Raw genomic sequence first — 23,229 nt, 5'->3', positions numbered from 1 at the left:
GGACAAGTCCGGTCACCACTGACAAACAAAACGGTCCGCCCGCAAGAGAACATGCGGGCGGACCGATTTTACGTTTGCCTTCGCGGCGTTACGTGGTAGCGCCCCCGGACACGCGTACCGACTTACGCCACCGCCTCGCTGCGCCGCCCGGTGCGGGCGCGCAGGGCGTAGAGGATGGTGACGGTGTCGACGACCTCCTGGAACATCGCGCCGATGATCGCCGGGATCACGCCGAACGACGCGATCAGCATCAGGCCGGTACAGATGCCGATGCCAATCCAGACCGCCTCGCGCGCGATGCGCATGGTGTCTTGGCTGATCAAAACGGCGCTTGCGACCTTGGTCAGATCGTCGCGCAGGACCACGGCGTCGGCGCTTTCCGACGCCGCGGTGGCGCCGTGCGCGCCCATCGCGATGCCGACGTCGGCGACGGCCAGGGACGGCGCGTCGTTGACGCCGTCGCCGACCATGATCACCGGTCGCTCGGTCTTGCCCAGGCCGTCCAGCACGGCGATTTTGCCGGCCGGCAGCTGTTCGGCGTAGACGCGGTCGATGCCGACCTCTGCCGCGACCTCGTCGGCGACGGCCTGGCTGTCGCCGGAGATCATCATCGTGTCCTCGACGCCGAGGTCGTGCAGCGCGGTGATGGTGCGCCGGGCCTCGGGCCGGGTGCGGTCGGTGAAGGTGATCACGCCGGCGTACTGACCGTCGACATTGACGTAGACGGCGGTGTCATCGACCGTCGCCGGAGCGTTGGCGAAGGACGCCTTGCCCGCCAGCACCAGCTTGCCGGCCACCGTCGCGCGCACGCCGGCCGCCGTCTCCTCGGAGACGTCCGTGGCCGGCTGCAGGTTTTTGGCCTCAACCTTCTCCACCAAGGAGCGCGCCAGGATGTGGCCGGACTGCTGCTCGGCGGAGGCCGCGAGGTTCAGCACCTCTGCGGCAGCGTAGCCGTTGGCCGGGGTCACCCGGTCGACGGCCAGGACGCCCTGGGTGATCGTGCCCGTTTTGTCGAAGGCGACGGTCTTGGCCTGGGCCAACTTCTCGATGGCCGTACCGGACTTCACGATGATGCCGGCACGGCTGGTGCGGCTCATCCCCGACACCAGGGCGACCGGCGCCGCGAGGATCAGCGGGCACGGCGAGGCGACGACCAGCACCTCGGCCAGGCGCACCGGGTCACCGGAGACCGCCCAGGCGATGCCGGCAATGACGTAGGCCAGCAGCGTGAACGGCACGGCGTAGCGGTCGGCCATGCGGACAAAATGCGCCGGCCGGGCCTCGGACTCCTTGACCAGCTTGATGATGCTTTGGTACTGGCTGTCCGCGGCGGTGTGCGTCACGGTCACGGTCAAAGCCGCGTCGCCGTTGACGGTCCCGGACAGCAGTGTGTCTCCGACCGTTTTGCTGACGGGCTTGGCCTCACCGGTCAGGCTGGCCTCGGACACCATCGAGTCGCCGGCGGCCACGATGCCGTCGACCGGCACCAGCTCGCCGGGCCGCACGACGATCACGTCGCCGACCACGACGTCATCGACATCGATGTCCTCCAGTTGGTCACCGCGCTGGCGGTGCGCCGTCGTCGGCGTGTTGTCCAAGAGCGACTTCAGGTCGGCGTTGGCCTTCGTGGCGGCAAAATCCTCCAGCGCATCCCCGCCGGTCAGCATCAGAAGCACGATCATGGACGCCCAGTACTCCCCGACGGCCAGCGTCGCGACCACCGCGGTGATCGCCAGCAGGTCGACGCCGAAGGAACCCGAGCGCAGCGTCTTCACCATGTCGATGAACATCAACAGCGCGATGAACGACCCCAGAATCGTGATGATGCCCTGCGCCCACAGCGCCTCGTGCAGCGCAAACTCGCAGATCACCGCCACCACGCTGACCGCCAAGACCGCCCACAACCGCCGATAATTCCGCATCAAAATGCCTCCCCAATTTCCTTTTCCTTAATTATAACCGTTCTAATCTAGCTTGTCCACCTTGATTGTCACCGGCCACGCGACGGTCCCCGCCGCCGCAAGCGCCCGGATGCGGTTGAACAACAGCAAAAGCCACCCGAAGCCGATCGCGAAGCCCTGGATCTCAAAGGCGGTCAGAGACGGCCAGCGGAAGATCCGAAAGCCCAGGTTCAGCGCCATCAGGATCGCGCCGGCCGCGTACGACCCCCACAAAAATTCGCGGGTCACGCCGGGCAACAGCCAGCGCAGGCCGATGATCAGGATGGTGATCATCGTCACCAGCATCCCCGCGACCTCGTCGTGCAGCAGGTGCCAGGCCGCGTCGTTCGGAAACACCCCGACCAGCCCCAGGTCCACCGCGATCAGCGTCAGGATGGTGCGCAGCGCCGTCAGCCGCCAATTTTTCGGGTAGCTGGCGTGCAGCAGCACGAACAGGTAGTCGATCAGCGCGATCATGAGCAGCGCGGACATCAGAAGCGTCGCGTTGAACTGCCAGGCGTTGCTGGCCATCGTGGTCCCCAGGAAGCTCAGATTGTACTGCCACCACTGCCGCTGCCCGTTGGCCGCCATCGACACCACCACCCCGGCGATGATGACGACCGTGAACAGCATCGTCAACGACCGCGCGTTGAGCGTCAGCGCCGCGCCGACCATGAACGCGTTGGCCAGCGTCATGAACACCATGAACACCAGCGCCGCCGTCAGCCGGTCGAAGGACACGCCGGGAAACATCTGCCCGAACACCCAGAACAGCCCGACCAAGGCCGCGGCCAGAATCACCGCGAAGGCCACCAGCACCGCCGGCAGGTTGCGCCAGTATAGCTTGGGGGCGAGGTGGTCCTCCGCCTGGTTGCGGTTTTTAATGAAAAAACCGGCGAACAAAAGCGTTCCCGAGATCAGCCCCAGGGCGATGGCGAAGCTCGCAATCGAGTAGTCGCCGCCGGTCAGAAACAGGATGTGGTAGCCCTGCGTCACCCAGTACAGGTAGACCCCGAGCGTCACCGCGGCCGACACGATCAGCGGCCACAGCAGAAACAGCCCGCGGCTGCGCATTCGCGTCGCGGCGACCGGCCGGATCACCACCCGGTCACCTTCCACCACCAGCTGCATCTCCGCGTCGGCGGCGACGCCCAGCTGCTCGCACACCACCGCCGGCAGGTGCACCGTCTGCCGCTCGACTTGTTCTTGATTCACTCCCAGTCACCCTTTCGAGGTTCAGCCCCCATTGCTCTCTTCATTATAACTTATTCACGAACTCGCCGCCGACCCGCACCCAGCCGCGCGCAAAAAAGGCACCCGGCCGAATGCGGCTGAGTGCCCAGTGGCCGCGCGGTGGCGCCGCCGAACGGTTCAGGGTGGCAACCGGTCAGCGCGGACGCGACTGGTTCACGCCGGCCACCTGACGCGACGACCCCGAACGGTTCACGGTGGTAACTGGTCGCGACGATGGCGAACGGTTCACGACCACAACCTGACGTGGCGGTGCCGAGTGGTTCACACCGGTAACCGGTCAGCGTGGTCCTGCGACGTTCAGGCCGGTACCCTTTCGAATACGTTAGTCCAGCGTCTTGAGCTTGCCGCGGAAGTCGTCAAGCGACGTGTAGCCCTTCAGCGCCATGATCGAGTCGAGTTCCTGGGCGACGCGCTTGAACACCGCGGTACCCTCGTAGCCGAACTGGGTGCCGATCTGAAGCATCGAGGCGCCGCACAGAATGTGCTCGAAGGCGTCGCGACCGGACGCGATGCCACCGACGCCGACCACCGCGATCTCCGGCTTCAAGCGCTGCGACAGCGCGCGCACGTTGGCCAGCGCCGTCGGCTTCACGCTGGCACCGCCGATGCCGCCGAACCCGCCCTTGGGCTTGATTGCGACGGTTTCGGTGTCGGCGTTAATCACCAGGCCGTTGCCGACGCTGTTGATGGTGGTGACGAAGGCCAGTGGGAACTGGTTGAGCACCACCGCAATCTGGTCGAAGTGCGCCAGGTCGAAGTACGGCGGCAGCTTCACCCCGAGCGGCTTGTCGTAAAAGGCGAACACCGCCTCGAGCGTTTTTTGCGTCTGCTCGAAGTCGTAGCCGGTCTGCGGGTGCCCCGGGACGTTCGGGCAGGACAGGTTCAGCTCGACGAAGCCGCGGTACTCGGAGGCCTGAATCTCGTGCAGCATCGCCAGGTTGTCCTCGAGGCTGGTGCCGGCGATGGAGAGGAACGGCGAGGCGGTCGGGCGCTTGCGCTGGTCCGCCAGCACGTAATCCAGGTAGTAGGCCAGCCCGTTGTTCGGCAGGCCCATCGAGTTGAAGCTGCCGTGCGGCAAGGTGGTCATCCGCGGTTCCGGATTGCCCAGGCGCTTTTGCGGCGTCGCGCTTTTGGTCACGTACGTCCCGGCGGCCGAGGCCACCAGCGCGTCGAGGTCGCGCGCGGATTGGCAGCGGATGCCCGCCGCGTTCATCAAACAAGTGCTGAAGTGTCGTCCTGCAATGGTGGTTGCCAGTGTGCTCATGTCGTTCTCCTTTGCTGTGTCGGTCTTGCCCTATCGTACACTGTCCGGCGGCTTCCTGCACCCGCTTTTGCGAAATTTTTCACAGGCGTCACCACGCAACCGAACGGTAAAACCCGCCTTTCTTCGCCCCAGACAGCAAAAAGGCCAGGCAGTGGTGGCCGCCTGGCCTTGCTCGGAGGTAGAGATATCAATGGGGACCGCCGGTTGCCCGGCTGCGGGGGTGCTGGGCGCCCCGCGGTTGTGATTGCGTCACGCACCCATCATTAGATAAACGCGTGACTCGACTCAAGCCCCATTACGATTATTGGCAGACGGGGTTAGTTGATCTCAATCGTGTGCGGGTTCTGCGGGGTCTCCGTCAGCTTCGGCAGCGTGATCGTCAGCACACCGTCCGCGTACTTGGCTGCGATGTTGGCCTCGTCGACGTTCGGCAGACGGTAGCTGCGGCTCATCGCGCCGTAGCTGCGCTCGCTCATCAAGACGTTGCCCTTGCTGTCCGAGTGGTCGTTGAAGTCATCCTTTTTCACGCTGATCGAGAGAATGTTGTCCTGGTAGTTCAGCTTGATGTTGTCCTTCTCGATGCCAGGCACGTCGACCTCGGCCACGTAAGACTTGTCGGTCTCCTTGATGTCGGTCTTGAGCACCTTGCTGGTCTCCGTCGGCATGAAGTTGTCAAAGAAGCGGCGCCCCATGTCGAAGAACGGATCCGCCATCCAGTCATTGCGGTTCATCAGATCATTAGCCATAGTGATTTCCTTCCTTTCAAAAATGGACAGCCACCGGCCGCCCAAAAACCCTTCCGACAGCAGCTTTACCGTATCGCCATGATACAAACCCATGCTAACAACATGGCCAAAGCGGCTGCAAGTTTGCGGTCTCGTACCAGGGCGGAGCAAGGCGGGCTTAGCGGGACGGCTAGCGCAGCGCCGGCGCTTGAAGCGTACTTTGCTTCGAGTGCCGGTGCAAGCTAGACGCGCCCGCATTGCCTTGCGCAGCCCGACGATACCAGGGCGGAGCGGGCGCGCTTAGGCGATGCCTAGCGCTCCGCCACTGAATTGATTACTGAATCTCGATGTGGTGGTCGCCGGCGACCTTGCCCGTCAGCTTCGGCAGCGTCACGGTCAGCACACCCTCGTCAAGCGCCGCGGAGATGTCTTGCGCCGCCACGTTGGGATGCGGAAGCCGCGGCTGACGCGGTCGGTCTTGCGCTCGCGCAGCACGACGTCTTCCTTGCTGTCTTCGGTCGCCTTGGCGCCGACGGTCAGCACGTTATCCTGGTAGTTCAGCCAGATATCCTTTTTCGCGCGGCCCGGGACGTTGATCTTCAACACGTAGGCGTCTGCCGACTCGCTGATGTCCGTCGGCAGCCCCGCGTCCGCGTCGGATGGCAGACGCCCACCGAAGAAGCGCCGCCCGAGCGCATCGAAGAACGGATCCGCCAACCAGTCATTTTGCAGTAATACGTCATTTGCCATCGTCAATCATCCTTTCGTTAGTGGGGCCGGCGGGACTCATCACCGCCGTCCTTTTGTTTACATAAGTAATGGTAGTTCCATTTAGCACTCGTGTCAAGCGAGTGCTAAAAATTTCTGAAATAAAAACGCCGCGCTCACCGCGGCGTTCATTGACTAGCAGATTTTGCCCGAGAGCGTCACCATCTCGGCGCGGCGGGCGACCTCCTCCGTGCTCAGCGGGGCGGCACGGCCGATGGTCACGGCGCCGTCGAGGATGCCGCTGTTGTCGCGCAGCGCCAGGGTCCCCAGCTGGTAGTCCAGCGTCAGGCCGTCGCCGAGGTACATCAGCTCCGGATCGGCGGTGTACAGCGCGTAGCCCGCGTCGTTAGCCACCTCAATGTTGTACTCGGGATCCGCCGCGGTCGCGATCACCAGCTGGTACTTGGTGCCGATGGTGCATGAGCCACCGAGCTTGGAAAACTTACTGCTGCCGTCGTCAAGCGCTAGGAACAGCCGCTCGCCTTCGACCAGCCGATCGTCAAGGTACGTCTTTGCATCCGGTTTAATCGTGATCTTCATCGCAGGTCCCTCCAATTTAGGTTGTGCAAAACTTACATCTCTATCGTATGGTTTTGCGGCCGAAATGTCAACCTAAGCGACGCCGGCGATCGCACTTTCCACAATCCCTGCACAGGCTATCCCCAATATTTATCCACATGGCGGCGCGGCGACCCCCAATAACTTGTGACCAGCTTTCAGTTTGACACCAGATTTCGTGACGGGGAAAATCAAGGACTTTATTTTGCCGCGGGAGTTATCCACACTGGACGCCGGACCCGGATCCCGCCTGCAAGCGATTGAAAGCTTGTCGCGCCGGCCCGTACAGGCGTTCGGTGGCCGCTCAAAAAAACTTATCCCCAGCTTGTGCACAACTTGGGGATAAACTTACCCCCACCCCGCGAGCCTAGTTATAAACACAATCCACAGACTTATCCACAGGCTGGCAGTGACTTGTCCCCTTTTACTATCCACAGTTGACAAGCCGACCCGAACAATCATGGCCAAACTGCGGCCAACATCAGGAGAATGTTCGGGCCCAGCGGTGGCCACGTGCTGCCGCCGCGTGCGCGGCCCCGGCGTTGGCCACCACGCAAAAAGGCCCGCGCTCCGGTTGGGGAGCGCGGGCCTTTTGGCTGCGGTTAGCGGGCGGGCTTCAGGATCGCGTAGGCCTTGCGCAGCGAATCCTCGGCGCCGGCCGAGTCGTCGACCACCAGGGAGACCTTCGGGTACTCGTAGTAGCCGGTCATCACGTCGAGGTGCCACTCGTAGAAGTCCGTGGTGTTGGACGAGCTTTGGGTCGACCCGCCGCCGACCAGGACGCCGGAGTCGCCGAGCGCCGTCGCACCGCCGTATGTGTTGGCCGTGCCGCTGGTGTGGGCGCCGGTGTGGACGCGCTCAAGCGTGACCTCCTTGATGTCCGAGTTGTTGTAGGCGACCACCACATTGTTGGCGAAGTCGATGTAGGTGAACTGGTCGCTGTTGTAGATGATGGTCTGCTGCTCGGTGCGGTAGGACGTCCAGCCCGACGGCATCAGCTTGTTGGCCACGGCGCGCCCCACCATGTCGAGGTGGGCGTACCAGACGTGGTTGTACGCGCGGACCGCCTCATTGGTCTCGTCGTCCAGCCCCCGGAGCTTCTTGCTGAAAATCACCCAGGGAATGATGAACAGCAGGCCGACGATCTCGAGGACCGTCGCGACGAAGAGGATGATGCTGCCGATGCGCAGCCACTTGTAGCGCGTGCGGCGGGCCTCGATGTCGGCCTTCTTGTCATTATAAGTATTAATGGCCGCCACGCCCTGGTCCCACTGCTCGAACACCGGCACACCGGTGAGCGCGTACGGATTGAATTTTGCTGGTAACGCAATGTCTGTCATGATTGTCCCCTTCTCCGGCGGCGCGTGCGGCGTCGCCCCCTTTTACGAACGCTATCTTAGCGGCAATCGCGGCTCGCCGCAACGCCAGCGGGCCGCCCGCGACCGGTTTTTGGTCCAGTTTTGCGAATCTGTAAAAGGGGGGCTTGAGTCCGACGCCGCGGTGCGCGATATTACAGGGGTCATGAAAGGATGTTAACCATGCAAACTCAGACCATCGGTGCCTACTTCCGCCAGTTTCGTCAGTCGCGCGGCCTGTCGCTCGAGGCGGCAAGCGCGAACACCGGCTGCTCGCCGGCCGCCCTGTCGCGCTTTGAGCGCGGCCAAAACGACCTGAACGTCGCCACCGTCGGGCGCCTCTTGACGAACCTGCGGCTGGCCGTCCAGGACCTGATGTGGTTCGACACGACGCGCACCGACCTGCTGGACATCACCGATTACTACGCTTTTTTGGCCGGCGACACCGCCAAGCTTCGGGCCAAGGCCGCCGCGTACAGCCGCACGCACAAGGACGCCTGGCCGCTCAACGACCTGGTGGTGCTGCTGCTGACGGTCGGCCAGTGGCCGCTGGACGCCAACCGCCGGCTGAGCCACGCCCAGGAGGCGCGGCTGCAGCAGGTGCTGATTCCTTTCCCCGGCTGGGGATACGAGGTCCAAAGCCTCGCTCTGGCCGCCGGGCTGCAGTTCGCCAGCCACGAGCTGATGGCCAACCTGACGGCGCAGTTCATCGCCTACGCCGACGGCTTCGATGAAGGCAACGCCGGCGATTCGGTCATCACCGGCACCGACTACGCCCACCTGCTGCTCCACCTGATCAGCCACCGCGAGTTTGCCCTGGTCGACGCGCTTTTGCCGGCCACCCTGCGCTACCACCAGCTGCGCCTCGACCACCGGCCGGTCAACCCGGTGGTCGTGTACGAGGTCAATGCGGCACCCCTGATCCAGCTCGCGCAGCTCGAAGCCGACGCCCTGCGCAACCCCGGCGCCGCGCCGGATGCCGCCGTGGCGCAGCTGATTGCGCAGGTGCAGACGCTCGGCGCCAAAACGCTGGTCGCGTACATGCGCCGCATGTGGGCCGTCGCACAGACCGGCGTCACGCCCTGGCACGACCCGACGCTCGCCGCGGCGAAGGCGCCGGCGCTTTTGCCCGAGGACTGGCAGTTCAACGGCCCGACCATCAAAGCTATCCGCCAGTACTACCACCTGTCCTTGGAGCAGACCGCGGTCACGTGGAGCGTCGCGACGCAATCGCGCTTTGAAAACGGGCTGACCCAGCTGGGCTTCAACGCCGCGCGCACGCTGGCAGAGGCGCTTTTGCTCAACCCCGTGATTTTCTACCTCGACCTGTACCCGATGCCCAGTGCCACGCTGGCCACCGCGCTGGCCGCCCACCCCGGCCCCGACCGCGTCGCCGGCGTCACCGCGGCTTTGGCCGACGCGCTGGCGACCGTGCCCACCGCGCCGCGGGGGGCCGCGCTTCTGGCCGCCGATCTGGAGGTCCGCGCGATTCAGCTGCTGGAGGGTGAGGGCATCGCCGATGACGTCATCGATCAGCACATCAACCGGGCCGCGGTGCGCGAGCGCGCGCTGGCCGGGCTGCACCAGCTGGAGCGCGTCGAGTTCTCCGACCTCAACTCCATTCTGACCGTGGCCGACGTGCTGCGCTTCAGCCCGGAGGAGATGCTCGACATCTGGCGGTGGCTTTTCGCCCACGCGACCTTCGACCTGACCCAAAGCCAGCAGATCGCCGACCTGTTCACCGACATGGTGATCACCCTGGCGAACGAGGCGGACGTCGCCCACATCCGCCAGCTGCAGCACGCGGCGGGCAACCTACTCCACCACCCGGTCTGGATCAGCTACGCGGCGACGACCACCCTGGCCGAGACGCTGGTCGCCCTCTACGTCGCCCCGGACCGGGCGGACGCGACCTGGGCCGCCCTCGAGCGCCAGCGCGCCGCAATGCGCCGCTTCGGCGAGCCCAGTGACCCCACCGGCGGCTGGATCGGCGACGAGGCCGACCGCGTGATGGCCACCGTCCCGGCGGCCTTCGCCGCGTGGCAAGCGAGCCGGGCGTAGCTTAGCAAAAAGGCTCCGGGCCGCGAGCGGGGCGAGCTGTGCGGCCGGTCTCCGCCGGCTACACTGCAGTCAAACGCCAGAGGGGAGATAAGATGCACCACTGTACGGCACGGGGGCAAATCCAGCAGCGTGTCCACAGATGGACATCTATCCGCAGGTCGTAGCCAACCAAGTTGCCAGTTTGCCACCGACCGATGCAACGCGATTGTTTCCCTGCCGCCCCTCCGCTGTGTAGCGGGCTGCGGTGCGGGCGGAGGGGCCGGGCGGTGCGGCAGTGAAAGGATTAGCCACCCGGATGACCCGCGGGATTGGCGGGGCATTCGCGTGGCTGATCCCGGCAGATTTGGCGACGGGGTGGCCGCAACGCGGCTCCGGCGCCAAATCTAGGTTGGAGCCCAACGGGCGGAAACCGGCCGCACCGCCGCACTGCCCGGTCCCGGAGCCCGCGCCGCGGCCCGCGGCCCCAGAACACCAGACAAAAACAAGGCCGGCACGCGGATTCGCGTGCCGGCCTTGCTGACGTTACGGGTTACTGGTTGGAGCTGCTGGCGCTTGAGGAGTCGGTCAGCTGCTCGGTGGTCTGGGACAGCTTGAGGCTGACGGTCTTCTTTTCGCTCTGGTGGTAGAAGGTGATCTTCACCGTGTCACCGATTGAATACTTGTACAGGGCCGTGTGCAGCTCGGCAATGCTGGTCACCTTGGTGTCGCCGATGCCGGTGATCACGTCGTACTGTTTGATGCCGGCCTTTTTGGCGATGGAGGTGTTGGTGAAGCCCGCCACGACGACGCCGCCGGTGACAGAGCTTGGAATCTTCAGGATCGAGGACTGCTGCTCAGAGGAGACGCTGGACAGGTCGCGGACCGTGACGCCCAGGGCCGGGCGCACGACCTTGCCGTTGGCGACCAGCTGGTTGATGATCGACACGACCTCGTCGCTTGGAATGGCGAAGCCCATGCCCTCAATCGTCGCGGTGGACGAGTCGCTGGACGAGCTGGACAGCTTCATGGAGTTGATGCCGATGACCTGACCGGACAGGTTGATCAGCGGGCCGCCGGAGTTACCGGAGTTGATGGCGGCATCGGTCTGAATGACCGTCGCCTGGCCGGTGGTCGTGCCGGTGTCCTCATCGGTCACGTCGACCGTGCGGCTGGTGGCGGAGATGATGCCCTGGGTCACACTGGTCGCGTACTGGGAGCCCAGCGGGGAGCCGATGGCGAGCACCGTCTGCCCCGCGGCGATCTTGCTGGAGTCGCCGAAGCTTGCCACCGTGGTGACCTTATCGGCGTTGATGGACAAAACGGCGAGGTCGGTCTCGGAATCCGTGCCGACCAGCTTGGCCGTCAGCTTGGTGCCATCGCTCAAAAGCACTTCAAGGGCGTCGGAGTCGGCGACCACGTGGTTGTTGGTCACGATGTAGGCCTTGCCGTCCTTCTTCTGGTAGATCACACCGGAGCCTTCGCTGTACTCCTCAAGGCTGCCGGAATCGGAGCTTGAGTCCGAGCTGGAATCCGAGCCGTCCGTGGACTGGCTGGCCCCGGAGTTGGCGTCCGTGCCGTCGCTTGAGTCCGAGCCGTAGCCGAACAGGCCACCGAAGGCATCCAGACCCGAGCTTGTCTGCTGCGCCTTTTGCAGGTTGATGACCGAGACCACGGCCTTTTCAACCTTGGCAAAAGCCGTCTGCGAGGCCGAGCTCTGGTTGACCGAGACGTTGGAGACCTGGGTCGTGCCGGACTTGGCCGTCGTGTTCACCACGCCGAGGTTCGCGGACGAGGTGTTGTTGCTGGCGTACCAGTAGGCCACGCCGCCGCCGACCCCGCCACCGACCAAGGCGGCCACCGCGGCAACAACCGCGACGCGCATCAGCCCACCCTTGGGCGCCCGCCGTGTGGTCTGGGGTGCCTGCGTTGGCTGCTCGAAGTTTTGATTATTGTTATCCATTTTAACCGCTCCTTTTTGATAGCGATGTCTTAATACATTATCTATGGTACCGAGAGGTTATGACGAAACTATGAATAACTCCGGATTTTACGGTGATTCGGGGTTGAATCAGCTGTGACCACCACGTCTTCAGTGTGGCAGACACCGCGGGATTGCGCAAGGAATCTGTCCGAACGGGTAAAATCGGCCATAGGTCTCATTGAAGATAGACGCGGCCGAATACATACTGGAGGCGTTGGTGAGCGGTTTCAACCGCTCAGACCAAGGAGGAAGTAAAATGAAACAGTTGAAGGAAGCACTGACGGCCCCGGCCATTCGGACCGCGCAACCGGATGGCGTGGCCGCGCTGACCGGGCGGACACTGTTTGCCACGCAGCTGATCAACGGCGACGCCGCGCTGCCGGCGCGCGGGAGCTTCACCCGCGTGATCGGCGCGCTGTCGACCGGCATCACGGTGACCGTGGCCGGGAACCAAGTGACGCTGACCAGCCACGGCCGGACCTGGGCGACCCTGACGCCGACTGCGGTGGACGTTTTTTTGGCCCAGATCAAGGCGCAGGAGTACAGCTTCTCGCAGACCGAGCCAATCTACCTCACCTTCGTGCACCTGACCGGTGAGAAGTTTGACTTCTACGTCCGCGTGTCCGGCGGACGCGCGGGCAAGTACCTGGTCGACCATCCCCAAAAGCTGCCGGTTCACGACGTGCTGGGCATCAAGGCGCTTGCGCTCGGCGACACCGAGCCCGAGCTGATTCGGGCCATCAACGACCACGGCTACGACAAGCTGGTGGCCGACACCGAGGTCGCGTTCCTCGGTGCCGACAACATCGCCCGGGGCTACCAGCTGGCGGCGGTCACGCCGCACTAGCCTCGCACGCCAAAGGGGCCGCAATCCAGAATTTTGGATTGCGGCCCCTTTTTGCCGTCCGCCGCTGCGGTCACGCGCCGACCGTGAACAGCGGGTCGGCGATCTCCGGGTCGGTGTCGAAGATGTCAAAGTCGTGACCGACACCCAGCCCCTCTTCCTTGAGCATGTTGGCGACGGTGATGTGCGCCAGCGCCTTGACGTTGTTGTGCGGCGACAGGTGCCCGAGGTAGACGCGCTTGGTGTGCGTGCCGAGAATGTCCATGATCGCGTTGGCGCCGTCCGTGTTGCTCAGGTGCCCGACGTCGCTCAGGATGCGCTGCTTGAGCGCCCACGGGTACGGGCCCATCCTAAGCATCTCGAGGTCGTGGTTGCACTCCATCACGTACGCGTCGGCGTCGCGAATGGTGCCCTCGATGCGGTCGGACACGTAGCCCGTGTCGGTCAAAATGGCGAAGCGCTTGCCGTCGTGCTGGAACTGGTAGAACTGCGGCTGCGCGGCGTCGTGCGACACGGCGAAGCTCTCGACGTCCAGGTCGTCCAAAGACATCACCGTGCCCGGCGTCATCAGCTGCAGCTGGTCTTTGGGCAGCTTGCCGAGGCTGGTCGGCAGCGCCGAGAACGTGCCTTCGTTGGCGTAGACGGTGAGGTTCGGGTAGCGCCTAGCCAAAACGCCGACGCCGCGGCAGTGGTCGGTGTGCTCGTGCGTGATGAACAGGCTGTCCACGTCCTTGAGGTCGCGCCCGATGCTCGCCATCAGCTCCCGGAGCTTTTTGCCCGACAGCCCGGCGTCCACCAGCACCTTGTGCCGCGGCGTCTCAATGTAGGTCGCGTTGCCCGAGCTGCTCGAGGCGAGCACCGACACCCGCATGCCAAAATCTTCCGTCATGAACCCTGCTTCCTTTCAAAAAGGCGGCCGCCGGACTCCCGGCCGCCGCCTGTCTATCCCCTCATTGTAGCAGACTCACCGCGAGCTTGCAGGGCGGGGTTGGCCCGGGCTCCGGCGCGGACACGGCGGTCCTTCCGGCTCCGGCCCGGGGCGGCGGAACGCGTGGGGCTCCCGCAAGCCCAAAGCCCGGTCTTGCGACCCGCCCTTGCTGTAAGCCGGCAAAACCCGCCGGCTTACAGCAATTTCACGCTGGCTCGCCCCGGGCCTACGCCTCCAGCACCACTGCGTCCGCGCCTGCGCCCTACATTGTGCCTGCTCGCTTATCGTGCGGTGAGTAAGCAACCAGTTGGCGAATTAAGCACAACAGCTAGGATAACCCTCATTGATAGTCTGCAGGCGCTGCATTGGCAAACACTAGCCACCAAGTCACTGGAAACAGCCACCGACTAATAACTTCGGACTCGCCGAGACTGCGCCGCGTTAGCCGCCTACTGTGTAGCCACGGTGCCGGCCGTAGCTGATGGGCAAGAAAGAAACGGTATCAAGAACGCTTTGCGGACTCACCCCGTGATCCACTTGGCCCACCACTGTGTCGCGGCCGGAGGGTTCCGGGGCGGGGCGGGCCGTGAAAGGAATAGCCGCTCGGATGACCCGCGGTTTATGCGGGGCATTCGCGCGGCTATTCCCGGCAAAAGTTGAGACAAGCGAAGGAGCCGAAGGCGACGCTTGGCTCAACTTTTAGGTTGGAGCCCGATAGAGGGCGGAGCAAGGCGCTCTTAGCCGGTCGGCCAGCGTGAGGCTGGGCGTTGGGCCGCACTTTGGCCCAACGCACGGCCTGAGCTGGACGGACCGGCGTTGCCTTGCGGAGCCCGTTTCGGGCGGAAACCGGCCGCACAGCCCGCCCCACCCCGGTACCCGGAGGCCGCGGCCGCAAGCGGCCCAGCTAGTCCTCTGAGCCTGCCTTGAGGACGGTCTTGTTGATCGCGTTGAGCTTCTTGACCGTGACGTTCTTGGAGCCGGAGCTTTCGACGCCGACGAACCAGGCCGGGACGTAGACGGTCGCACCCTTGACGTCCAGCAGGTAGGTGTAGGCGAGCTTGGTCCAGCGCACCGTCGCGGAGTTTGGAATCTCGTTTTCGCGGTACAGCGTGACCACCGCGTCCTGGGCGGAGCACAGCGCCATGTTCGTGCGCAGCTGGGTGATGCCGCGCAGGTAGGTCTGGGTGTAGCCGGTCAGCTTGCCGTCGCTGACGGTCAACGTCAGGCGCGCCAGGGCGTCGTAGAGCGTGTGGCCGTCGATGCGCTGGGCGAAGACGTAGCGGTCCTTGGTCGACAGGCCGGGCACGTAGACGTACTGGTCGCCGTGCGCGACGTGGCGGGTGCCCTGGACCCATTTTTGCAAGGTGACGGCGGCCTTGTCGCCCTTGGCGGTGACCGGCGTGTCCAGCGTGCTGACCAGGGTGTAGCCGTTCTTTTCGGTGAAGTGGGCGTACTGACCGGTCAGTTTGTCGATCGGCCACGGCTTGGTGTCGGCGTTTTCGCTCGACAGGTAGCCGCCGGTTGGGGTGCTGGTGGTCAGGTGCGGCAGCTTGATCTGGTCGCGGCGGATGTCGGCGATGATCTCGCTGGTGCCGGAGCTTGAGGTCGCGAGGTCGACCTGCTGGCTTTGAAAGAAGCTCACGCCCAAGAAGATGTTGATCCCGATGAAGACGATGAGGAAAATCATTTCGATGCGGCGAAAATCCATGTGCGTCCTCCTTTACTGCTGCGCCTGCGGCAGAAGCGGGTTGCGGGTCGTCTGGGTGTAGGCTTCGTCGGTCGGCACCACCCACTGGGTGTAGCGCTTGTACACGCCGTGGATCTTGACGTAGTAGGTCGGCTCAAGCTCCACCACCTGGCTGGCGGTGTCCTCGGGCTTCCAGTAGTAGCCCAAGCAGATGTCCTCGATGCCCTTCACGTCGTAGCCGGCCCCCGACAGCTCCGAGTACACGGTGCTGGTCGCAGGCAGCGTCACCGCCTTTTGGCTGGTGGGAATGGCGACAATCAGGTTGTACATGGAGAAGTTCATCTGCAGCTGCTGACGGGTGTTGGCGACGGTGACCACGCCGTACGCGTCGGTGTTGAAAATCGGCAGGCCCTGGGCGTACGGCCGGAAAGTGACGCCTTGGCTGCTCTTGTCGTAGCCGAAGTACTTGATGGTCGAAAGCCCCTGCAGTGACAGCTTGCCAAGCGCGGTGTAGCCGCGGCTCAAGGCCCCGGTCAGGCCAGTGGCCGTGGTGCGGGTGCCGGTGTCGTCGAACTGCATGGCCTCGGTCTCGTTGTTCAGCGTCAGGCGCTGGTTGGTGCCGAGCTTGTACACGGTCTCGTTACTGATCTCCTGGGTGTCCACGGCGCTTGACTGGGAGCTTGGCATCAGAAGCGAGACGAAGTGGTTGGCGCTTTGCTGGTCCAGCAGGAAGGTGTACGGCGTGACCTTGATGGGCTTAACGTACTGGGCCACCTGCCGCGTCCCCAGCCGCCCCTCGGTGATGGCAAAGCCGGTCTTGGCGGCCTTTTTCACCACGGCGACGACGCGGGTCAGGCTGGCTTCGGTCAGCTTGCCCGTGGCGACGCTTCTGGTGGCGTCGTTGACGAACAGCAGCTTGTTGGAGCCGCCGGACAGGTCGATCACCAGCCGGTTGAAGGTGAAGTTCGGGTTCTTGACGCTGGCCGCCTCACTGAAGAAGTAGCGGTCGAACTGGCGGTAGCTCATCGGCCCCGCGTACAGCAGCTGCAGCGAGTCGGCCGTGTCGAGCACCGCCTGGTAGTCGTCGGTGCTGAGCTTCACCGGTGCCTTGACCTTGCCGAGGCGCCAGGCGCGCACCGCGTTGTGCAGGTCGTCGCCCACGGCCGCGTTGGGGGTGAACAGCGCCACCTTGCCCGTTTTGCTTGCGTAGTAGGCGCTGGTTGGGGCGAAAACGCGCCGGGCCTGCTTGGCCACGTTCGGGTCCTTGGTCGCCTTGATGGCCACCGGGGTGTCCGTGCGGCCCAGCCGCGACGGGTTCTGCCAGATCAAAAAGGAGAACACGAGGCTCAGGGCCACCATGGCGATCAGGCTGACGCGCAGAATCCAGCCACTAAGCTTCATCCCAATCACCTCCTGCGTCGTTAATCGGCGAGTACGGCAGCGAGATGTAGAACGTGCTGCCCTTGCCCTCCTGCGAGTCGACCCAGATGCGCCCGCCGAGCGCAGCGACGACCTCCTTGGAGATCGCCAGGCCAAGCCCGGTGCCGCCCTGCTTGCGCGAGCGCGCCTTGTCGACGCGGTAGAAGCGGTCGAACACCTTGTTGATGTCCGAGCGCGGAATGCCCAGGCCCTGGTCGGACACGGACAGGATCACGTGGTTGTGGGTCTCCAAAAGGCGCGCGGTGATCACGCCGCCGTCCGGGGAGTACTTGATCGCGTTGTTCATGATGTTGTCGATCACCTGCATGAACTTGTCCTGGTCGATCTCGACCCACAAGTCGCGCTTGGTGATCTCGCGGCGCAGCACGTACTGCTTCTTGGCCGCGGCCGGCTGCACGTGCTGGTTGTTGTCGGCACTGGCGCGCGCGTTGTCGGTTTTGAGCATCATGTCGAAGCGGTCGAGGATGTAGTTGAAGAACTCGTTGAGGTTGACGTACTCCAGCTCGATCTTGGACGTACCCGAGTCAAGCCGCGAGAGGCTGAGCAGGTCGTTGATCATGCGGATCATGCGGTCGGTTTCCTCCTGGGTCACCTTCAAGAACTGCGGGGCGATCTCCGGGTCCTGCCAGGCGCCGTCGCTCAGGGCCTCGATGTAAGAGCGCATCGAGGTGAGCGGCGTGCGCAGCTCGTGGGACACGTTGGAGACGAACTCGCGGCGCTCCCGCTCGCTTTTCTGCTGCTCGGTGACGTCGTGGAGCACCGCGACCAGCCCCGAGATGAACCCGGTTTCGCGCTGGATCAGGCTGAAGTCGACGCGCAGCACCAGCTCGTGGTCCAGCTGCTGGGAAAAGTCGAGCAGAAGCTCCTTTTGGTTCTCCAACAGGTCGCGCAGCGTGTAGTCCTGCGCGATGTTCAAGAGCTTGAGGATCGAGACGCCGATCACGTCCTCGTTCTTGGTACTGAGGAAGTCCAGCGCGGTCTCGTTGATGATGATCACATTGCCGCGCCGGTCAGTGGCGATGACGCCGTCGGTCATGTGCGCCAGGACGGAATCCAGGCGCCGCCGCTCGGCCTCGCTGGCCTCCTGGGCCTCCTCGACGCGCACGGACAGGTTGTTGACGGCGACGGCCAGCTGGCCCAGCTCGTCTTGCCCGTAGATGCGCACCTGCCCGGAGTAGTCGCCGCGCGCCATGCGGATCGCCTGCTTCTTCATCTCGTCGATCGGCCGGGTGATCGCCCGCGAGATCACGATGGAGATGAAAATGCCGAGCAGGCCGGCGACGAGGCTGGCGATCAGGAAGATTTTGACAATCTTGTTCAGGTTCGCGTACACCGACTCCATCGGTGCCGTGATTGACACGGCCCCGACGATCGCGTTCCCGTCGCCGGTCGCGTTGGGGTTTTTGATTGGGATGATGCGCGTGTAGGTCGAGCCGGTGTTGTCCGAGTAGCCGTAGTCCTCGTAGCTTTGGCCGTTGTAGATCACCGACTTGATGTTGCTGGACGCCGATTTTTGCCCGACGTTGCTCTGGTCGTTGAGGTTCGACGTCGCGCGCACGGTGCCTTTGTCGTCGACCACGACCACGGTGGCGGTGTTCGCCACGTCGGCCTGGCTGATGGTGATCTTCATGTTGTCATCGGCGCTCGACTCGTTGTCACTCATCAGGTCCGTCGCGAGCTTCTCCTGCAGGTACGGGTCGAGGTTGATCGAAGTCTTGAACGTCTCGACGTTCTGCTGCTCCAGGGACCGTACGAAATACGCGCCAATGATCTCCACGGTTACCAGCAGTAACAGGATGAACACCAGCGCGATCTTGAAGTGAATCGATTGGAAAAAGCGGATCTTCTTATTCATTATGCTCTCCGAAGCGGTATTGCCGGGGCCGGGATCCGGCGGGGACGAGGTGGTACTTCCGGCTGCGGGCCGAGGCAGCGGAACGCGTGCGGCCGGGCTCCGGCGCGGACTGGCCACGGCTTCCGGCTGCGGGCCAAGGCGGCGGAACGCGTGGGGCTCTCGCAAGCCCAAAGGCCGGTCTTGCGACCCGCCCTTGCACTAAGCCGGTAAAAACCACCGGCTAAGTGCAATTTCACGCTGGCTCGCCTTGGCCCTCCGCCTCCAGTCGTGGCCGGTCCGCGCCTCCGCCCTACATCATGGGGCGCGAGTCACAACCCGCTATGTTGGGGAGGCGCGTCACTCACCGTTCTTGGTGGCGAATCGCGCGGTTACCGCGGTCATCGTCGGCCGCTGTGACGTTCGCCGGTCGGCCACGCCTAGTTGTGCGCCGATTCTGTTGTTAGTCCTGCTCCGGGTTCTTCAGGTAGTAACCCACCCCGCGGCGCGTGACCAGCCACTCGGGGTGCGACGGGTTGTCCTCGATTTTTTCGCGCAGGCGGCGGACGGTGACGTCCACAGTGCGCACATCGCCGAAGTAGTCGTAGCCCCAGACGGTCTGGAGCAGGTGCTCACGGGTCATCACCTGGCCCAGGTGGCGCGCCAGGTAGTGGAGCAGCTCGAACTCACGGTGCGTCAGCTCGATTTTGTCGCCGCGCTTGGTCACCGTGTAGGAATCCGGGTGAATCGTCAGGTCGCCGACGGTCAGCTCGCGCGTCTCGTCGTCGGCCTCGGGCGCGGCCTGGGTGCCGGCGCCGCTGCGGCGCAGGTTGGCCTTCACGCGCGCGACCAGCTCGCGGTTGGAAAACGGCTTGGTGACGTAATCGTCGGCGCCGAGCTCCAGCCCGAGGACCTTGTCGATCTCCGAGTCTTTGGCCGTCAGCATGATGATCGGCGTGTCGCGGTCCTTGCGCACCTGGCGCGCGACCTCGAGCCCGTCGATCTTGGGCAGCATCAGGTCGAGCAGGATCAGGTCGGGTTCCTCCTCCTCCACCTTGGCCAGCGCCTCTTCACCGTCGTACGCGGTGACCACGTCGTAGCCTTCTTTATTCAGATTGAACTTGACGATGTCCGAAATTGGCTTTTCATCGTCAACCACAAGGATCTTTTTTGCCATTGTCGGCCTCCGTTATCCATAGTTGCCTCTATTATAACGGTTTCGGCGGTGCAGGGCAAAGTGGGCCAGAGGGCAGAGCAGCGCGCTTAGCCGGTCGGCCAGCGTAAGGTTAGGCATTGAGCCGCACTTTGGCTCAGTGTCTGGCCTTAGCTGGCCGCACCGGCGATGCTCTGCGGCGCCCGTTTAGCGCGAGCCAAGGCGGGCTTAGCGGATCGCCCAGCGTAGGCTTGGTGCTTGAAGCGCACTTTGCTTCGAGTGCCGGGCCTAGCTGGGCGCATCCGCGTTGCCTTGGGGAACGCGTTTAGGGCAGAGCAGCGCGGTCGGCCAGCGTAAGGCTAGCCGCCCTTGGGCTCGGTGTCTGGCCTTAGCTGGCCGCACCGGCGATGCTCTGCGGCGCCCGTTTAGCGCGAGCCAAGGCGGGCTTGGTGGATCGCGGCTTGGCTGCCGCGGACTCCGGGACTCGGGCCGGGTGAGCTGCACAGCCGGCCTCCGCACGGCTCCGGCCTAAAAGGAAACACCATCACAAAGCCTAAAATCCGCGCTACGGATACACCCGCTAAGATTCATGACAATCCATAGCGGTTCAGTCATTACAGTTAGGTCATATAACCGACGTGCTGCCATGTAGGGCGGAGGCGCGGATGGGCCAGGACTGAAGGCGGAGGGCCAAGGCGAGCCAGCGTGACGTTGCAGTTAGCGGGCGAACTTTGCCCGCTTACTGCAAGGGCGGGTCCTGAGACCGGTCTTTGGGCTCAGGACCCGCCCCACGCGTTCCGCCGCCTTGGCCCGTAGCCGTAGGTCCTAGCCCATCCGCGCCGGAGCCCGGCCCTTTCTCCCCTTTCCCCCGCGGGGGCCGGACGCGTACAATGGGGGCGAACGGAGGATTTGCGATGGACATCACAGTCGGCACCATCTCGATTCATTACACCAAGGCCGGGCAGGGACATCCCCTGCTGCTTTTGCACGGCAACGGCGAGGACCACACGCTGTTTGACGGGCTGGTGCCGCGGCTGGCGACGCACTTCACGGTCTACGCGCTGGACACGCGCGGGCACGGGGCCAGCTCGTCCGGCCTGCTCGACTACCGGCTGTTCGCGCAGGACGTGCTGGGCTTCATCGCCGCGCTCGGGCTGGAGCCGGTGATCCTAGTCGGCTTCTCCGACGGCGGCATCACCGGGCTGATCGCGGCCAGCACGCAGTCGGCGGCGGTGCGGCGGCTGGTGGTCGCCGGGGCCAACCTGACGCCGCTCGGGCTGCGCTGGCCGGTGTACTGGGCGACGCGGGTGCAGAACTGGAAGGCGCCGAGCCCGCTTCTGGCGCTGATGCTCGAGCAGCCCCACATCACCCGCGCGATGCTGAATAATATTCAGGCGCCGACGCTGGTGCTGGCCGGCCAGCACGACGTGGTGCGGCCGAGCGACACGGCGCGCATCGTCAAAGAGATCCCGCAGGCCCGCGGCATCACGGTTCCCGGCGCCTCCCACAGCAGCTACATCAAGGACGGTGCCGCGCTGTACGGACTGCTTCAGCCGTTTCTTCAGCCGCTGGCCATCTGAATAATTTTTGCATTTTTTCCAAAAAGATTGCATAATCCTTGGATTGGGTTTATATTCAATTAAAATTCAATCTTAGGGAGTTGCCCGCTATGAAGAAGCTGCTGAAGTGGCTGTTACCGCTGATCGCGATGTTCGCGCTCGGCTTTACCCAATCCAATACGCACCAAGTTCAGGCCGCCACCAGCCGCCTGTCCGCCATCAAGTCCCGCGGCTACATCGTAGTCGGCCTGTCCGCCGACTACGCGCCGCTGGAGTTCCACGCCACGGTCAAGGGCGAAGACACCATCGTCGGTGCCGACATTTCCCTGGCCAAGCAGATCGCCAAAGACGCCGGCGTCAAGCTGCAGATCAAGGAAATGGGCTTCGACGCGCTGATCGGCGCGCTGAAGACGGGCAAGGTCGACATGGTCATCTCCGGCATGAGCAAGACGCCGGAGCGTGCCAAGCAGGTCGATTTTTCCGAGCCGTACATGTACGAAAAGCAGATTGTCGTGATCCGCAAGGCCGACAAGGACAAGTACAAGAACGTCGCGGACTTCGCCGGAGCCAAGGTCGGTGCCCAGAAGCAGAGCACGCAGGAGGCCATCGCCAAGGCGCAGCTGCCGGACGCCAAGATTCAAAGCCTGCAAAAGGCCAACGACGTCATCGCCCAGGTCTCCTACAACAAGCTGGACGGCGGCGTGATGTCCAGCATCATCGCCGGCGCCTACGTTCAAAAGAACAAGAGCCTGATGATGGTGGATCCGCACTTCGCCACCTCCGCCTCCCCGACCGTCGTGGCCCTGCCCAAGGGCGACACCGCGCTGACGGCGCAGGTCAACAAGACCATCAAGAAGGTCAAGTCCCAGAAGCTCTGGGCCAAGTGGCTCGATGAGGCCTACACCCTGCAGAACCAAAGCGACAGTTTCTGGACCAAGTACGGGAGCTTTTTCATCAAGGGTGCGATTAACACGTTAATCTTCGCGCTCCTGACCGTCATCGCCGGCACGATCCTCGGCACGTTCCTGGCGCTGATGCGCCGCTCCAAGCTCTGGATCCTCAAGGCCATCGCCGTCGTGTACGTCGAGTTCATCCGCGGCACGCCGCTGATGGTTCAAGCCTTCATCGTGTTCTTCGGGACTCAGGTGCTCGGCATCAGCCTCTCCGCCTTCGCCGCCGGCGCGATCGCCATGGGCATCAACTCCGGCGCGTACGTCGCCGAGATTATCCGTTCCGGCCTGAACTCCGTGCCGATCGGCCAGACCGAGGCCGCCCGCAGCCTGGGCCTGTCCAACAGCCAGACGCTGAAGTCGGTCATCCTGCCGCAAGCGGTCAAAAACATCTGGCCGGCGCTTGGTAACGAGTTCGTCACCGACATCAAGGAATCCTCCGTGCTCTCCGTTATCGGCGCCACGGAGCTGATGTTCGAAGGGTCCACCGTCCAAGGTGCCTCCTTCCAGCCGTTCTTCCCGATGATGATCGTGGCCCTGATCTACTTCGTCATGACCTTCGCCCTGACCCGCCTGCTGGGGGTTGTTGAGCGTCGCTTCAACTAGTCTTACATCTCATTTCACTGCCGCAAGCTCTGGGTCACGGGCGGGTCGGACTGCGCGGCCGGTTTCCGCCCGAAACGGGCTCCGCGGCGCAACGCGGGTGCGGCTAGCTACGCACTAGCGCCGAGGCAAAGACCGCCTCAACGCCAGCGCTAGCCTACCCGACCCGCTAAGTGCGCGCCGCTCCGCCCTCTTGAGGCTCCAACCTAAAATTGAAGCCCGCCGTCGCCTACGGCTCCCTCAGCGGTCTTCAATTTTGCCGGAATCAGCCAAGCGAAAGCCTCGCCCAACCCGCGAGTCTTCCGGTTGGCTGATTCTTTCGCGGCCCGACCCGCCCGTGACCCTCCGC

At 63.9% G+C, this 23,229-nt stretch carries 17 protein-coding genes and 1 pseudogene; 5 read left to right on the top strand and 13 right to left on the bottom strand.

Features of this window, described 5'->3' with window-relative positions; translation table 11 throughout:
- Nucleotides 1-122: 122 nt before the first annotated feature.
- From LE416_RS08030 to LE416_RS08000, 7 genes and pseudogenes are all read right to left on the bottom strand, one after another.
- Nucleotides 123-1,922: a heavy metal translocating P-type ATPase gene (locus LE416_RS08030; RefSeq protein ID WP_225047984.1), complete on the bottom strand. Its 1,800-nt coding sequence runs from the start codon at nucleotides 1,920-1,922 to the stop codon at nucleotides 123-125.
- A 42-nt stretch (nucleotides 1,923-1,964) separates the two neighbouring features.
- Entirely contained in the window at nucleotides 1,965-3,155 is a 1,191-nt protein-coding gene (locus LE416_RS08025) for an AbrB/MazE/SpoVT family DNA-binding domain-containing protein (protein ID WP_225047983.1), read from the bottom strand.
- Between the two features lie 361 nt (nucleotides 3,156-3,516).
- Nucleotides 3,517-4,458 (bottom strand): dihydroorotate oxidase, encoded by a 942-nt coding sequence (locus tag LE416_RS08020; RefSeq protein WP_225047982.1) that lies wholly within the window; start codon nucleotides 4,456-4,458, stop codon nucleotides 3,517-3,519.
- Nucleotides 4,459-4,775: 317 nt separating this feature from the next.
- Entirely contained in the window at nucleotides 4,776-5,204 is a 429-nt protein-coding gene (locus LE416_RS08015) for an Hsp20/alpha crystallin family protein (protein WP_225047981.1), read from the bottom strand.
- Nucleotides 5,205-5,517: 313 nt separating this feature from the next.
- Nucleotides 5,518-5,933: pseudogene (locus tag LE416_RS08010) on the bottom strand (Hsp20 family protein).
- A 153-nt stretch (nucleotides 5,934-6,086) separates the two neighbouring features.
- Nucleotides 6,087-6,491, bottom strand: coding sequence for an iron-sulfur cluster biosynthesis family protein (locus LE416_RS08005; protein ID WP_225047980.1), 405 nt, complete (start codon nucleotides 6,489-6,491; stop codon nucleotides 6,087-6,089).
- 620 nt (nucleotides 6,492-7,111) lie between these two features.
- Entirely contained in the window at nucleotides 7,112-7,849 is a 738-nt protein-coding gene (locus tag LE416_RS08000; RefSeq protein ID WP_225047979.1) for a hypothetical protein, read from the bottom strand.
- Here LE416_RS08000 and LE416_RS07995 point away from each other — a divergent pair.
- Both LE416_RS07995 and LE416_RS07990 read left to right on the top strand, forming a co-directional pair.
- On the top strand, nucleotides 7,839-8,045 hold the full coding sequence (locus tag LE416_RS07995; protein WP_225047978.1) for a hypothetical protein: 207 nt from the start codon (nucleotides 7,839-7,841) through the stop codon (nucleotides 8,043-8,045). The two genes, LE416_RS08000 and LE416_RS07995, sit on opposite strands and share 11 nt — an antisense overlap.
- 2 nt (nucleotides 8,046-8,047) lie before the next feature.
- Nucleotides 8,048-9,925, top strand: coding sequence for a helix-turn-helix domain-containing protein (locus tag LE416_RS07990; RefSeq protein ID WP_225047977.1), 1,878 nt, complete (start codon nucleotides 8,048-8,050; stop codon nucleotides 9,923-9,925).
- 529 nt (nucleotides 9,926-10,454) lie between these two features.
- Here the strand turns inward: LE416_RS07990 and LE416_RS07985 are convergent.
- Nucleotides 10,455-11,864 carry a S1C family serine protease gene (locus LE416_RS07985; RefSeq protein WP_225047976.1) on the bottom strand — a complete coding sequence of 470 codons (1,410 nt, stop codon included), beginning with the start codon at nucleotides 11,862-11,864 and terminating at the stop codon, nucleotides 10,455-10,457.
- A 277-nt stretch (nucleotides 11,865-12,141) separates the two neighbouring features.
- Between LE416_RS07985 and LE416_RS07980 the strand changes: the two genes are divergently transcribed.
- Nucleotides 12,142-12,732 (top strand): hypothetical protein, encoded by a 591-nt coding sequence (locus LE416_RS07980; RefSeq protein WP_225047975.1) that lies wholly within the window; start codon nucleotides 12,142-12,144, stop codon nucleotides 12,730-12,732.
- 70 nt (nucleotides 12,733-12,802) lie between these two features.
- Here the strand turns inward: LE416_RS07980 and LE416_RS07975 are convergent, their stop codons facing one another.
- The 5 genes from LE416_RS07975 to yycF all read right to left on the bottom strand — a co-directional run bounded on the left by LE416_RS07975 (nucleotide 12,803) and on the right by yycF (nucleotide 19,792).
- On the bottom strand, nucleotides 12,803-13,618 hold the full coding sequence (locus LE416_RS07975; protein ID WP_225047974.1) for an MBL fold metallo-hydrolase: 816 nt from the start codon (nucleotides 13,616-13,618) through the stop codon (nucleotides 12,803-12,805).
- 943 nt (nucleotides 13,619-14,561) lie between these two features.
- The gene (locus LE416_RS07970; protein WP_225047973.1) at nucleotides 14,562-15,365 is read right to left on the bottom strand and encodes a two-component system regulatory protein YycI; all 804 of its coding nucleotides are present in this window, start codon (nucleotides 15,363-15,365) and stop codon (nucleotides 14,562-14,564) included.
- A gap of 12 nt (nucleotides 15,366-15,377) precedes the next feature.
- Nucleotides 15,378-16,745 carry a YycH family regulatory protein gene (locus tag LE416_RS07965; protein ID WP_225047972.1) on the bottom strand — a complete coding sequence of 456 codons (1,368 nt, stop codon included), beginning with the start codon at nucleotides 16,743-16,745 and terminating at the stop codon, nucleotides 15,378-15,380.
- Nucleotides 16,735-18,639 carry a cell wall metabolism sensor histidine kinase WalK gene (gene walK, locus LE416_RS07960; RefSeq protein ID WP_225047971.1) on the bottom strand — a complete coding sequence of 635 codons (1,905 nt, stop codon included), beginning with the start codon at nucleotides 18,637-18,639 and terminating at the stop codon, nucleotides 16,735-16,737. The genes LE416_RS07965 and walK overlap by 11 nt, the downstream gene beginning before the upstream one ends.
- A 439-nt stretch (nucleotides 18,640-19,078) precedes the next feature.
- Nucleotides 19,079-19,792: a response regulator YycF gene (yycF, locus tag LE416_RS07955; protein ID WP_225047970.1), complete on the bottom strand. Its 714-nt coding sequence runs from the start codon at nucleotides 19,790-19,792 to the stop codon at nucleotides 19,079-19,081.
- 890 nt (nucleotides 19,793-20,682) lie between these two features.
- Here yycF and LE416_RS07950 point away from each other — a divergent pair.
- A complete protein-coding gene (locus LE416_RS07950; RefSeq protein WP_225047969.1) occupies nucleotides 20,683-21,348 on the top strand; it encodes an alpha/beta fold hydrolase in 666 nt (221 codons plus the stop codon).
- Between the two features lie 89 nt (nucleotides 21,349-21,437).
- The gene (locus tag LE416_RS07945) at nucleotides 21,438-22,883 is read left to right on the top strand and encodes an ABC transporter substrate-binding protein/permease (RefSeq protein WP_225047968.1); all 1,446 of its coding nucleotides are present in this window, start codon (nucleotides 21,438-21,440) and stop codon (nucleotides 22,881-22,883) included.
- Nucleotides 22,884-23,229 lie beyond the last annotated feature (346 nt).

It is taken from the genome of Lacticaseibacillus kribbianus (genome assembly GCF_020180945.1).
Classification (GTDB): Bacteria; Bacillota; Bacilli; order Lactobacillales; family Lactobacillaceae; genus Lacticaseibacillus; species Lacticaseibacillus kribbianus.
Note: the sequence above shows the minus strand (reverse complement) of the source record. Positions and strands in the feature narration are given on the sequence as shown.